Below are 13,758 nucleotides of genomic sequence, written 5' to 3'. Positions count from 1 at the left end.
AAATTTCATTGCCCTGCATGGTTAACTTTAATTTATTTTGTAGAATATTTTTTTACACTAATTAATTGATGTTGTTTAACAGGGTGTCCCTGCTGCAGCCCGGAAGTGATGGGGGTGTTGTCTTTTTGTAGTGTGTATGACTGATATTTTCGATAAGATTTTTTTATCTAAAGTAAATGATGCTCATTTGCGTAGTCTGGTTTTCTCATTCTGTTTATTCGGGATTGAAGATGGTTTTTTTATTAAGTCAGGATGGGTATTTAACAGCGCTTTTTTATTGAAAATATATCATCAGGTAATATATGGGGGTTTTTCTATACATCGTTTTTCATTTTTGTTTCAAGTATTTTCTTTGATGTGATAATTCGTGGTGTAATTAAAGTTATTTATATAATATAAAGGTTTTTTATGGTTCTTGAAATTGATTTGCAGAAAAAAATGCCTTCTTTCTGCGAGAGGATGGGAGGCGCTGACCAGTTTATTCATAATGAATCGCCTGTGCTATCTTCTTTGAAATCTGTTGAGAATAGCCCTTTTTCTGAAATGGCTGTTAATTTTAAAGGCGATGTGAAATTGCAGGAAGAGGCTGGTTCTATATTTGATAAAAAAATGGATTTTTATAGAGAATATCATCATTATGGTTACAATCCGGTAAATGTCAGCGCTATACCTGAAGCTTTTGACATTGCCATCAAAAACAATTTTTTAAAATATCCTTCCTGTGTTGAGATGACTGAAAAAATTAACACCATGCTCCCTTTGCTTCATAAGTTAGCAGCGACCATTCTGACAGAAGAAGACCGGAAGCACCTGCCGAATAAGAGAGTTTATGAAATAAATAAGCAAGAAAATATAGTGAGAAGGTTGCTGACTACCATTGAGGGCCTGCCCGTATTACTGCAAAAGGCGGAGAGGCAAATCAGTCTGCCGGAAGATCCTCTTGTCAGGAACGCACTGGCTGATGAACTTATCGAAAGTGTTTTAACCCGATTACCTGACGGCAGAGAGAATGAAAAGTGGCGTCAGGAACTAAAAATGAAAATATTTTCGGCAACGGAATCACAATGGCTACCGAAACCAGAGCAGGAGCAGATAAAGTATTTTTTTGATCACAGTCTGGCAGAACTACAGGGATCTATACAAAAAGAACTTCAGGATGAAATTCGTAAAATAAAAACAACCGCAGATGCAGCATTGAGGTTTATTGCTACCCATTACCGGTCAGCTGGCAAAGATTTCGTCGATACTGTAAGCCATCTGGTAAAAATTCTGGATAATTTTCTCAACAGACTCGAAAATGATTGCGTTAAGAAAAAAATAATTAAACCGTTAAAAGAAAGGGGCCGTGGAAGTTGCCTGAATAAGACAGTCCTTTTACAATCCGGTAAGAAAATGTTGGATAAAGTGCAGCATACTCCGCATAGCGCAAGAATAAAACTGGACAGAATGGGTAAAAACCTGAAAACGTTCTTTCCCCGCGATCGTCTGGATCCTTTCTTAGGGCTTTCCCTTGAAGATAAACAGACATGCCTGGCGATGAAAAAAAGAGTTGCGCCGCTACAGGATAATGCGTTGCTGATTCAGCAAGCCGCTTCACGGCTGAAAGAAGCCATAAACGACGCAAGTTATGCTGGGGTAAGCGGAGATCTGAGCGTCACCACGCTGGAAGAGGCGCTTTCCAGAGAACTGATGATGCTCACTACAGATACGCCGAAAACCCGATTTATTAGTACGGTGCAAACGGCGAAGGCGGTGGCAAAACAGGTGCTGAGTGATGTTGAAGTGAAAGCACTTGCGTCTACGAATAAGCAGGATCCGTATTCTCTTTTTATACAGGAAAACGCAAAAGTACTTATCTTGGCTGCGGAAAGTTTACTTGAAGGGGCAGAACAGGGAGAAACTCATTTTTCTCAAAATGTCGCCACGGCTGAGCTGGATTATGCAAAAAAAACTGCTGGAAGACTACAGGATATTATTAATAAAGGGCTGGAGTCGGTGACGGGGATATCACTGTATGACGGCGATGAGTGGCTTCACAAGTTAAATGCCGAAATTCAAAATAGCTGGCAGGGATTAACCGAACTGGTGGTAAAAAGTTACCGACCCTATCTCGCTTTCAGGGAGGTAAATGCTAATGATGTGCAGAAAAATGAACATTTCAACGCGGTGCATTGTGCAGTTTTTCCATTGCTCAATGAAACAGAAAAGCTGCGCATAGCATCTGAGGAGCTTGAAGCAGTGCTGAGCGAAAAAGTAAATATCAAAAATCAGCATCGCAGCGCCGTGGAAAAAGCTGCAAAAAAATGCAGAGAAATTGATCCAGAAAATCTGCGTCTCTTTACAGAAGAACTTGGCCAGCAACTCAGAAAAAGGGACATCACAATTTCTCAGTGTGTCATGGGCAACATTACCGGGACAACACTGGCTAAACAACTTAATTTGCAGGCAGAGAAGTTAATGGAAGCAACAGAAACACTGCATCATGTGGCCTGGCTTGCTGAATGGGTCCCTGCTAATAAACAGGGCAAAGTGATTGATATATTGACTATGCTGCAAAGTAAGATGACTTCCATCAAGGTCAATATTAAGAATGTGGTAGAGGCTGGAACAGGAACCCGGTTGCACAATAACCCGGTCGAGGGAATGATCGCAAAGGATGCGGGAGAATGGCTGGTAAAAATGAAAAATGAATGGAGAGCGGCAAAGCCTGATGCTTCGCCGCAAGAATGGGGTAATACGATAGAACCGATGCTGGAGCAATTGGCTGAACAATTCAGCACGGATGACGATCCTGAAGGGAAGTTGTTCCGTCTGAGAGTGGAGCTGGCAATGAAGGATGCAGAAAAGGGGGGGATTCCCTGGGTGCCGTCTGCCGAACAGCAGCTGGCGCGGGTGAAAAGCAATAAGGATTATACGCTTGAGTGGGCTGAGAAACGGCTGACGTATGGCGTGGTGTTCAATCTTTTGGCATATCGCAGTCTGATGGCAATGCTGTCGCCCTATAAAAATATAGTGGCGTCTCCACTCAGAATGATAAATTTACTGTTAACGCCTGTAAGAAAGGAAATAACGATAAGAGCGATGAAAAAGGTCAGACCGGGCAATTCGTGGCCAGCGGAACAATTAGATGAATACCGTTTGCGTGAGAACTATCAGGCAGCATTCAGGATTCTATCCATATTATCGCCACAATTATTAAAGACGGTTGTGGCATCTGGCGTTCTGTCATACGGATTGATAAAAGGAGGAGAATACCGTGATGAGTTTTTGAGTCGGGCGCTGCACAGAGTTCGGGGAGACCTCTTCTGGAGCAGTCTGTTCACTGGCTGGCAACAGTGGGTGGATGCTTCTGGCGCGTTGAAGTTGAATGAAAAATATGTTGATGCAATGGCTCGGCTTCCTGATTATCTTGCCATGCTGGAGAATTCGCATATTATCGTGACAACAGGCAGTGGTCGCTTTTCGGGTGAACCGGAAAGCGTGATGAATATTGCTGAGCCTACGGATCATGCTGTTTCTGATTAAAAAATGCCGAGGCAGACTTACCGCTCGTTGGAACATCGTGGATGGGGTTCATTTCTGGGTGACGGACCCTGTTTCCTGAATAGCCATAAGTGGGAACCGGCGGAACAGAAAATAAGCATTCGACATACCGACACAGAGATCCTTACATAATTCTGTATCATGGTCACCTAATTAAAGATGACAACTCAGGCAGTCACTGCATAGTTCCGCCGGAACAGGGCACACCCTTTTTTTCATCTGTCTGTGACAACGGTATTTATAAAGTGATGCATTTATCAAGTCACGGCTATATCAGTGTGCTCCTGATAACTTAACCGGTAACAGTGGAAACACAGCTCAGTGTGCCCCCGCCCGCGACAGGTAGATCTGAAAAAGACACTCACCGGTATTTCGTCAGGAAATAAGTACATTGGCAGTTCACATAAGTGTGGCAGCAGCGGTTCAGTACGGCGATATATTGGTTGTCATAAGCAGCGATCCTGCTTTTTTTTTCAAACAGGGCAGGAAGTATCTGCAAATATAGCCATTGCCGTAAAATACCCGGTTACGGTACTGAGCAGCCTTTGCCAGTTGTCAGAGATCTGACCACGGGTAAAGATCGGCTATCTGCGATTGTCTGTGAGGTTTTACAGATGAGAGTGGTGTGGCGAAGACCCTGACAAAACACCGTGGTTCCCCCTGGCCGACGATAAGAGTGAGGCTAAGGCAATTAACCTGCAGAAGAATACGGTTCAACACGTTTACGCTGACAACATTTCTCCATTCTGAAGGCGAACTACATCCATCATAAAGGTGTTATCCGCAGGAACCCGATCTGGATGGCTGTGTTTAACAGTTAATAAGTTTGATTATAATCACTTTTTCGGACACGGCAGAAAAGGACATGTTTTGCCTTTTTCAGGTGACGATGGAGAGGGCGGTTGATGTTTTTTTTTATTTTTAAGTAAATGTAGCCTGCCGCAAAACGGGCGTTGTGGGTAACAGAAACGGGTTCTGACCGGAGTAAATAAAAAAGTGCTAAAAATTATCGTTGATGAAAACATGCCGTATGCTCACGAACTGTTCAGCCGCACGGGAAAGGTTGTCAGCGTGCCGGGCCGCCCGGTACCCCAGGCGGAACTGGATGATGCTGATGGGCTGATGGTGCGTTCGGTTACTGCGGTTAACGCGGAGCTGCTGCGTGGCAAATCTGTCAGATTTGTCGGCTCAGCCACCGCCGGGACCGACCATATAGATGAGGCCTGGCTGCAACAGCAGGGCATCGCTTTTTCTGCCGCGCCGGGTTGTAACGCAATTGCCGTGGTGGAGTATGTCTTGTCTGCGTTACTGTCTCTGGCCGAACGCGATGGTTTCCAGCTTCACGATCGTAGCGTCGGTATCGTCGGTGTCGGTAATGTGGGACGCCGGTTACAGGCACGTTTGCAGGCACTGGGGATCCGCACTTTGCTCTGCGATCCACCTCGCGCGGATCGCGGTGATAAGGAGGATTTTCTGCCGCTCTCCACGCTGGTGCGCGAAGCTGATATTCTGACTTTTCATACGCCGTTGTTCAGGCAGGGGCCGTACCGGACATTGCATCTGGCAGACGAAGCGCTGTTACGGGCGCTGAAACCGGGAACCATTCTGATCAACGCCTGCCGTGGCCCGGTGGTGGACAACGCGGCGTTGCTGAATGTATTGCAACAAGGTCGCGATCTGAGCGTGATACTGGATGTGTGGGAACCGGAACCGGAATTATCGCTGCCATTACTGGAAAAAGTGGATATTGCGACGCCGCACATTGCCGGATACACGCTGGAAGGCAAAGCGCGGGGCACCACGCAGGTGTTTGAAGCCTGGAGCGCCTTCCTGGGGCAGCCACAACAGGTAGCCCTGGATACGCTGCTGCCAGCACCAGAGTTTGGCTGCGTAACCTTGCACGGTGAAGTTACGCAGGCAGCGTTAAAAAGGTTGGTACATCTGGTGTATGATGTGCGCCGCGATGATGCCCCGTTACGAAAAGGTGCTGCCCGCAGCGGCGAGTTTGACCGCCTGCGTAAGCATTATCAGGAACGTCGTGAATGGTCTTCGCTACAGGTGATTTGTGATTCGCAGCAGGCTGCGACACTGCTGATAAAACTGGGTTTTAATGCGGTTTTCCAGCGTGCGTGCTGAAACGGTACAGCCCGATCCCAACCTTGATATTTAAAGGCTTCCTGACGTTGCGGTAAGGTGTTGTGAATAATCTGATTTTCCGGGCGGTGTTATCACCGCCTTATATTTTTATGTCATTGTCTGGAGTAAACCAACATGTCTGACGGCTGGAATATTGCGCTACTGGGCGCGACAGGCGCAGTAGGGGGAGCCGTACTGGAACTACTGGCGGAGCGCCAGTTCCCGGTGGGTGAAATGTACCTGCTGGCGAGCGAACGCAGCGCCGGAGAAAACCTGCGTTTTGAAGGTCGGACCTTACAGGTTACTGCCGCCAGTGATTTCGACTGGTCGCAGGTTCAGCTGGCGTTTTTTGCCGCCGGACGCGATGCCTCCTCACGCTATGCTGAGGAAGCGGCCAGCGCGGGCTGCCTGGTGATTGATTCCAGCGACCTGTATGCACTGGAGCCGGATATACCGCTGGTGGTACCGGATGTGAATCCACAGGTGCTGGCGGATTACCGCAATCGTAACCTGGTCTGCGTGGCTGACAGTCTGACCAGTCAGTTACTTTGTGCCGTCAAGCCGCTGGTCGAACAGGCCGGGCTGGGGCGTTTGCAGGTGACCAGCCTGATTGCTGCCTCGTCACACGGTAAAGCGGCGGTGGATTCACTGGCCGGTGAGAGCGCACGTTTACTGAATGGCCTGCCTGCGGAGGCGCACTATTTTGGCCGTCAGCTGGCGTTCAATACGTTGCCACTCCTGCCAGATGCTGAAGGTAGCGTGTTGCAGGAGCGCCGTCTGGTCGATCAGGTGCGTAAGGTGATGCAGGATGAAGGACTGCCGATCACAGTCAGCACCGTCCAGGCACCGGTTTTCTATGGCAATGCACAAATTGTGCAGATGGAAAACCTGCGTCCGGTATCGGCAGAAGAAGCGCGGGACGTGCTGATGCAGGCCGAAGATATCACCCTGTCTGAGGAAAATGATTACCCGACGCAGGTAGGGGATGCCTCTGGCAATGCGCAACTCAGCGTTGGCTGTCTGCGTAATGACTACGGTGTGCCGGAGATGCTGCAATTCTGGTCGGTGGCGGATAATGTCCGTTTTGGTGGCGCGCTGATGGCGGTCAAAACGGCTGAGAAGCTGGTGCAGGAGTATTTCTGGTGATCTCTGAGACTGCCGTGGTGCCACACGGCAACAGGCTGGCGCTGGGTATTGAATATGACGGCAGCCGTTACTATGGCTGGCAGCGTCAGCAGGAGGTGCGAAGCGTACAGGAAAAGCTGGAAAAAGCCCTGTCTGACGTGGCGAATCACCCGGTTACTGTTTTTTGTGCAGGTCGCACTGACGCAGGCGTACACGGCACCGGGCAGGTGGTGCATTTTGATACCACTTCGCAGCGTAAGGATGCTGCCTGGACGCTGGGCGTCAATGCAAACCTGCCTGATGATATTGCGGTGCGCTGGGTTAAGACGGTGCCGGGTGAGTTTCACGCCCGTTTCAGCGCCACAGCGCGGCGCTACCGCTATATCATTTATAATCAGCGCCTGCGTCCCGCCATCCTGCATGGCGGTGTGACGCACTTTTATCACCCTCTGGATGTGCAAAAAATGCAGCGCGCCGGACAGGCGCTGATCGGTGAAAACGATTTTACGTCCTTTCGTGCCGTGCAATGCCAGTCGCGCACGCCGTGGCGTAATGTTATGCACCTTAACGTCAACCGATATGGCGCGTACGTGGTGGTGGATATCAAAGCTAACGCCTTTGTCCACCACATGGTGCGCAATATTGTCGGCAGTCTGATGGAAATAGGCTGTGGAAATCAGCAGGAAAGCTGGATGGCAGAGTTGCTGGCGGCGAAAGACCGCACGCTGGCCGCCGCCACCGCCAGGGCTGAAGGGCTCTATCTGGTGGCAGTGGATTATCCTGAACATTTTGATTTACCACGTCCGCCAATGGGACCTTTGTTTCTTGCGGATTAAACCTGGCCTGGAGTCTCAAGGAAATTTCTATGGATCTGATTCACACCGTTATTGATTTTATTCTGCACATTGATGTCCATTTGCAAGCGATGGTTGCGCAGTACGGCGTCTGGATTTATGCCATATTGTTCCTGATCCTGTTCTGCGAAACAGGGCTGATTGTTACACCATTTTTACCGGGCGACTCTCTGCTGTTTGTGGCCGGCGCGCTGGCGGCAATTCCTGATACGGCGTTGAATATTCATCTTATGGTGATGTTACTCTGTGTGGCGGCCATTGTTGGTGATGCGGTGAATTACACCATTGGCCGGTTATTTGGCGAGAAGCTGTTCAGTAACCCAAATTCAAAAATTTTCCGTCGCCGCTATCTGGATAAAACCCATCAGTTTTATGAACGCCACGGTGGCAAAACCATTATCCTGGCCCGCTTTGTTCCCATTGTTCGCACCTTTGCACCTTTTGTTGCCGGTATGGGCAAAATGTCCTACCGGTATTTCGCGTCGTATAATGTGGCGGGTGGACTACTCTGGGTGATTCTGTTCTCCTATGCCGGTTATTTCTTCGGTAATCTGCCAGGGGTACAGAAAAATATTCACTATCTGATCGTGGCGATCATTCTGGTTTCCATCCTGCCAGGCATCATTGAAATTGTTCGCCATCGTCGTGCGGCGCGGCGGCAGAACCCGCAGTAATTTCCCGTTTACTTTCCGATGCCGGATAGATATCTCCGGCATCGGGTGCATTGCTTCAGGCCACAGGCTGTATTACTGCTAAGTAATGGTGGCCAACGATCTCTCTTCTCTCACCCGGCGATGGATCGAAAATACTTTCCGCCATTCAGCGCAAATACGCACAGGGTGATGAGTTACTGATTGAGGGTGATCCTTCCCAGCGAACGCCAGAGGCGTTCTTTATCCGCCGGTTTTAAGTTGGGCTGATTGATTGCCTGCATAAACGCATTTTTATCTGTGAATTTCACACCCTGTTTCAGGTTCGCACTGATATCGGTCAGAATATCGGTATTTAACGCGCTTATTTTTGCTCTTACCTGATCCAGCGGAGCAGGCTGCCAGCCGTTTTCTGTCTCGGATAACCAGTCGGCTCTGTAGCGATACTGAATGGCTTTGGCCGCATCCATCTGCGCCTGAATAAATGGCTTAACGGATCCGCCATTCAGCCCCAGTTTTTCCGCAATTGCCACTGAACCGGACAACACCTTGCCTTCCTGGGTCAAATCTTCAATCGCCAGATGATTTTTTGCTTTATATCCCGCCACGTCTTTCATATAAGACAGTCGCTGATTAATTAACAGCGCTATATCGTCTTTGGCAGTAGATGCTGCCATCGCACTGGCAGAAATAAATAATCCAGCCGACAGCAGCATACTTAACGTCATCTTACTTTTCATTTTCTCTCACTTTTTTCCGTTGTTTTTTGGTGATGGTGGTCGCGGATAGCATACTCAGGCTGTGAAAATTTGCACAGGGCCGGTTGCTATCTGTTTTGTCAGTAAGACCTGGCTGGCAGCAAAAAAATAGGCCTGGGCGCAACAAAAGTTAACGTTACCGGATATCACTCAAGTGAAGTACCGATAGCGGTTACTGTATCAGGTCAGTGACTTGAAGATGTCAATAAGGTGGCGAGATGGCATAAGTACAGCACCACACACCACCTGAAGATATTCAGACATTTCTGAATACAGAGCGCCAGCCAACAGAAACAGTAAATTATTATAAAAGACCCACAGCTGCCGTTGCCACAGGCTGACGATGGCTGTCTCTGAAAATGAGTGTCTCCATCATCAGCTGATTGAACAAACCATCTGCGATGAAAAGGGATTGCAAAATTTATTCTGGTAAGTTTGCTGTTGAAAACATTAACAGGGATTGCTGCTTAAAAAAAGAAGGCGGGGAATTATCTGCCTTTACATTGTTTGTTGCTGAAAAGTCAGCGTTTACCTCTGAGGCATAAAAGAAAAACCTGGGAGGCTTATGGATATCGTCACCAGATTGCTTCATGTAAGTGAAGAGAGTGAAAAAATGATGTTGATGACCGTGTTGAGCCAGATGAATTTTGAACCCGGAGCATCAGACAGGTATCGTTTCAGTATTTAATTGCTCCTGAACTATCGGATCGGATGCTGATCAAAAGATCAAAAGCAGTTCGGGTACCGACTGGTCATCTTTCTGCATCCCACCATACAGATAAAATTGCTGCCAGTGCCTCATTGCAACATGGTCAGTCAGCATCGTATTCACAGAAACCAGAGGGGATAAGCAAATATATATAAGTGTCTTCCTGTTATTTTAGTTGGGATGAGGGGAGTATCAGATAAAGAATAATATTTCCTGCGGAACTTATTATCCGGTATGTGAAGTATGATGATAATAAAACAGTGATGATTTATATCTGATGTTTGCTGGTGGTGGGTTTTCATATGATTTTATTTAGTGTTTATTTATTGTATCAGTGATATATGAAAATACAGTAAATATATACTCAGATATGCGTTTTTTGACGGTGACCACAGAGTGAACAGGAGTATTACGAGGGCCAGGCCAATATTTTTGCGATTTTCTTCCCTGATAGCGGGATCAATTTTACAGTTCATAAATTTGTTTCTGCTCCGTTGCTGATGCTTTCCTGCCGTTTGCATGCGGTATTCGGAAACACTGAGGCCGACTATTTAACCCGACATTTTCAGGTAAGCGATATCATTGCAATTCCTGGTTGCCATATTTACGATAACTTCAATCCGGGTACACAGGCCCCCTGTAATTTTAAAAACGTCCTCAAAAACAGAAGGGCGTTAATGATTGTGTGGCAGACTTTGTTGTTATGTGCTGTAATAGCCGGCAAATCTTACGCAAAAATCAGCGCCATATCGTTGATTTATAACGATTAACCAGATGCAGAGTTGCCCATGAGCTGGATTGAACGAATTCTTAATAAAAGCACCATTTCCCCCTCACGCAAAGCCAGTATCCCGGAAGGGGTGTGGACTAAATGTGATAGTTGTGGTCAGGTACTCTACCGCGCCGAGCTGGAACGCAATCTGGAAGTCTGCCCGAAATGCGATCACCACATGCGTATGCATGGTCGTGAACGTCTTCACAGTCTGTTGGATGAGGGCTCACTGGTTGAACTGGGCAGTGAGCTGGAACCAAAGGATTTGCTCAAGTTCCGTGATTCCAAGAAATATAAGGATCGTCTGGCCAGCGCTCAGAAAGAAACTGACGAGAAAGATGCGCTGATTGTTATGAAAGGTACGCTCTGTGGGATGCCGGTTGTGGCGGCAGCCTTCGAGTTTTCTTTTATGGGCGGCTCAATGGGGTCGGTGGTTGGCGCACGTTTTGTTCGTGCCGTTGAGCAGGCGCTGGAGGACAACTGTCCGCTAATTTGCTTCTCCGCTTCCGGTGGTGCCCGTATGCAGGAAGCGCTGATGTCGCTGATGCAAATGGCAAAAACCAGTGCCGCGTTGGCAAAAATGCAGGAACGTGGGCTGCCTTACATTTCAGTGCTAACCGATCCAACCATGGGTGGCGTTTCTGCCAGCTTCGCCATGCTGGGCGATTTGAATATTGCTGAACCCAAGGCGCTGATCGGCTTTGCCGGACCGCGCGTCATTGAGCAGACGGTGCGTGAGAAACTGCCAGCGGGATTCCAGCGCAGTGAGTTCCTGATCGAAAAGGGTGCGATCGATATGATCGTCCGCCGTCCCGTAATGCGCTTAAAACTGGCGGGCGTTCTGGCGAAGATGATGAATCTGCCGGCGCCACAGGAGGAAAGCCTGCCACAGGTGGTCACGGACGACGCTCATCAAAGCCATGACGCCTGAATGATGATGGAAAGGAGCTGACGGCTCCTTTCTCCCATGAACCACAACGTTGTGAACAGGACAAATGGATAAGACTCCTCAAGCCACGTCGCCTCTGGTCACGTGGCTTCATTATCTTGAGAATCTGCATACTCAGTCTGTTGACCTTGGCCTGACGCGTGTTCAGCAGGTGGCAAAACAGCTTGACCTGTTAACGCCCGCTCCCTTTGTATTCACCGTCGCCGGGACCAATGGTAAAGGCACCACCTGCCGCACCCTGGAAACGTTGCTGATCGCAGCGGGTTACCGGGTGGGCGTATACAGCTCACCGCATTTGCGGCGCTATACCGAACGGGTGCGCATTCAGGGTGACGAACTGGCCGAGTCCATGCATACGGCATCATTTGCGGAAATCGAAGCGTGGCGCGGCAACACATCGTTGACCTATTTTGAGTACAGCACGCTTTCAGCACTGTGGCTGTTTAAACATGCCGCGTTGGATGTGGTGATCCTTGAAGTGGGGCTGGGTGGGCGACTGGATGCAACCAATATCGTTGATGCTGACCTTGCGGTTATTACCAGTATCGCGCTGGATCATACTGACTATCTTGGCCCGGACCGTGACAGCATTGGCCGCGAGAAAGCGGGTATATTTCGTGGTGGCAAACCCGCGGTGGTTGGTGAGCCAGATATGCCTGTCACCATCGCAGAAGTGGCATCGTCAGTAGGTGCACGCCTGCTTAAACAGGGGGAGGCGTGGTCTTATTCCACGGGTGAATATCACTGGACCTTCCGTGATGGCGATGGTGAACTTACCGGGCTGCCATTTCCTCAAATTCCGTTGCCGAATGCGGCTACCGCGCTGGCGGCGTTGCGGGCTTCTTCTTTGCAGGTTGATCCGGCGGTAATTCGTCACTGGCTGGGACAAATTGGGTTACCGGGGCGTTTTCAGACCGTTGCTGAATCACCCAAGGTGATCCTGGATGTGGCACATAATCCTCATGCCGCTGCGTGGCTTGCCGGACAGTTGAGTCGGCTGGCAAAAAGCGGCAAAGTTCACGCCGTGGTCGGCATGTTGCATGATAAAGACATTGCCGGAACGCTGGCCTGTCTGCTGCCACAGGTTGACTACTGGTACTGTGCTTCGCTTGATGGTCCACGTGGGGCACGGGCAGATGAACTGAAGACGCATATACCCGATGCCAGCGTATTCCCCGGCATGACAGAAGCCTTCTGTCATGCCCGTCAGCAGGCTTCTGCTCAGGATATTGTGCTGGTATGTGGTTCTTTTCATACCGTGGGGCAGATAATGGAAATACTGGAAACGGAGAATGGTAGTGGCAAGTAAATTTCAGAACCGTTTAGTCGGAACTGTGGTTATCGTGGCACTGGGCGTGATCATTCTGCCGGGTTTGCTGGACGGTAAGAAAAAACATTACAAAGAGGAGTTCGCGGCGATCCCGCTGGTGCCAAGGCCTGGCGATCAGCAGGAAACTGACGGGGTGCCGCCGGTAACACAGGCTCTGCCTGCACAGCCGCCTGAGGGAGCAGGTACGGCGCTGGCAGGGCATGACAGTGGCAACACCTCTCAGGCCGAAAGCGGCTCAACCATGCCACAATCGCTCAATCAGCCGGCACTGACAACGCCACCGTCGGTGCAGTCGTCACAGCCTGCTCAGCAGCAGTCGGTTGAGAAAGCCAGGCCGGTGGAAAAGTCCAGACCGGCAGAAACGGTGAAAACGCAGCCAAAACCGGCCGAAAAGCCGGTTGAAAAAACCAGAACACAGCCGAAGTCTGAGCCAGTTGAGCAGCCTGAGAGTCAGCCCGCTGAGCGGGAGCAGGCACCTGGCGGGCAGGCTTATGTTGTGCAGCTAGGCGCACTGAAAAATGCCAGCAAAGTGAATGAGGTTGTCGCCAAACTACGTCTGTCGGGATACCGGGCCTTCACCGTGCCGTCGACGCCGGTACAGGGAGAGATCACTCGCATTTATGTCGGGCCGGATGCGTCGAAAGCGAAAATGCAGGCGGCGGTTGCTGAACTCAAAAATCTCTCCGGGCTGGCTGGGGTGGTCAAGCCTTACAGCGCACGGTGACTCTGCGAGACGCAGGCTATTGCTGCAACAGTCGGCGCCTTCTGAGATAGTGCAACCGGTCCAACTCGCGCGCGAAATAAGGCCATTCTGGCCGGTTATCTGATGTAAATCAGCTAATTGCCAGGATGTGCCTGGCACGGCGTTTTTACTGAATTTTTTGGCCCCTTGTTTTAATTAATTCGGCAAAGGAAAACCCTACGCAAACGTT

Annotated in this window: 9 protein-coding genes; 8 read left to right on the top strand and 1 reads right to left on the bottom strand. The window is 49.3% G+C overall.

Annotated features, from left to right (window positions below; genetic code table 11):
• Positions 1-408: 408 nt before the first annotated feature.
• From EB241_RS01300 to EB241_RS01280, 5 genes are all read left to right on the top strand, one after another.
• On the top strand, positions 409-3,525 hold the full coding sequence (locus EB241_RS01300) for a hypothetical protein (protein WP_124231426.1): 3,117 nt from the start codon (positions 409-411) through the stop codon (positions 3,523-3,525).
• A gap of 1,014 nt (positions 3,526-4,539) precedes the next feature.
• Complete coding sequence (pdxB, locus tag EB241_RS01295) at positions 4,540-5,679, top strand: 4-phosphoerythronate dehydrogenase PdxB (RefSeq protein WP_267436279.1); 1,140 nt, start codon at positions 4,540-4,542, stop codon at positions 5,677-5,679.
• Positions 5,680-5,814: 135 nt separating this feature from the next.
• Complete coding sequence (locus EB241_RS01290; protein ID WP_124231425.1) at positions 5,815-6,825, top strand: aspartate-semialdehyde dehydrogenase; 1,011 nt, start codon at positions 5,815-5,817, stop codon at positions 6,823-6,825.
• 14 nt (positions 6,826-6,839) lie between these two features.
• Positions 6,840-7,640: a tRNA pseudouridine(38-40) synthase TruA gene (gene truA / locus EB241_RS01285; RefSeq protein WP_199737296.1), complete on the top strand. Its 801-nt coding sequence runs from the start codon at positions 6,840-6,842 to the stop codon at positions 7,638-7,640.
• A 29-nt stretch (positions 7,641-7,669) separates the two neighbouring features.
• Positions 7,670-8,332 carry a DedA family protein gene (locus EB241_RS01280; protein WP_124231424.1) on the top strand — a complete coding sequence of 221 codons (663 nt, stop codon included), beginning with the start codon at positions 7,670-7,672 and terminating at the stop codon, positions 8,330-8,332.
• 173 nt (positions 8,333-8,505) lie between these two features.
• Here the strand turns inward: EB241_RS01280 and EB241_RS01275 are convergent, their stop codons facing one another.
• A complete protein-coding gene (locus tag EB241_RS01275; RefSeq protein ID WP_124231423.1) occupies positions 8,506-9,048 on the bottom strand; it encodes a chorismate mutase in 543 nt (180 codons plus the stop codon).
• A 1,515-nt stretch (positions 9,049-10,563) separates the two neighbouring features.
• Between EB241_RS01275 and accD the strand changes: the two genes are divergently transcribed.
• From accD to dedD, 3 genes are all read left to right on the top strand, one after another.
• Positions 10,564-11,478 (top strand): acetyl-CoA carboxylase, carboxyltransferase subunit beta, encoded by a 915-nt coding sequence (gene accD / locus EB241_RS01270; RefSeq protein ID WP_124231422.1) that lies wholly within the window; start codon positions 10,564-10,566, stop codon positions 11,476-11,478.
• Between the two features lie 64 nt (positions 11,479-11,542).
• Positions 11,543-12,805: a bifunctional tetrahydrofolate synthase/dihydrofolate synthase gene (gene folC, locus EB241_RS01265; protein ID WP_124231421.1), complete on the top strand. Its 1,263-nt coding sequence runs from the start codon at positions 11,543-11,545 to the stop codon at positions 12,803-12,805.
• Complete coding sequence (dedD, locus tag EB241_RS01260; protein ID WP_124231420.1) at positions 12,795-13,550, top strand: cell division protein DedD; 756 nt, start codon at positions 12,795-12,797, stop codon at positions 13,548-13,550. The genes folC and dedD overlap by 11 nt, the downstream gene beginning before the upstream one ends.
• Positions 13,551-13,758 lie beyond the last annotated feature (208 nt).

It is taken from the genome of Erwinia psidii (genome assembly GCF_003846135.1).
Taxonomy (GTDB): domain Bacteria; phylum Pseudomonadota; class Gammaproteobacteria; order Enterobacterales; family Enterobacteriaceae; genus Erwinia; species Erwinia psidii.
The sequence above is the reverse complement of the archived record's forward strand: the minus strand, read 5'-3'. Positions and strand labels throughout refer to the sequence as shown.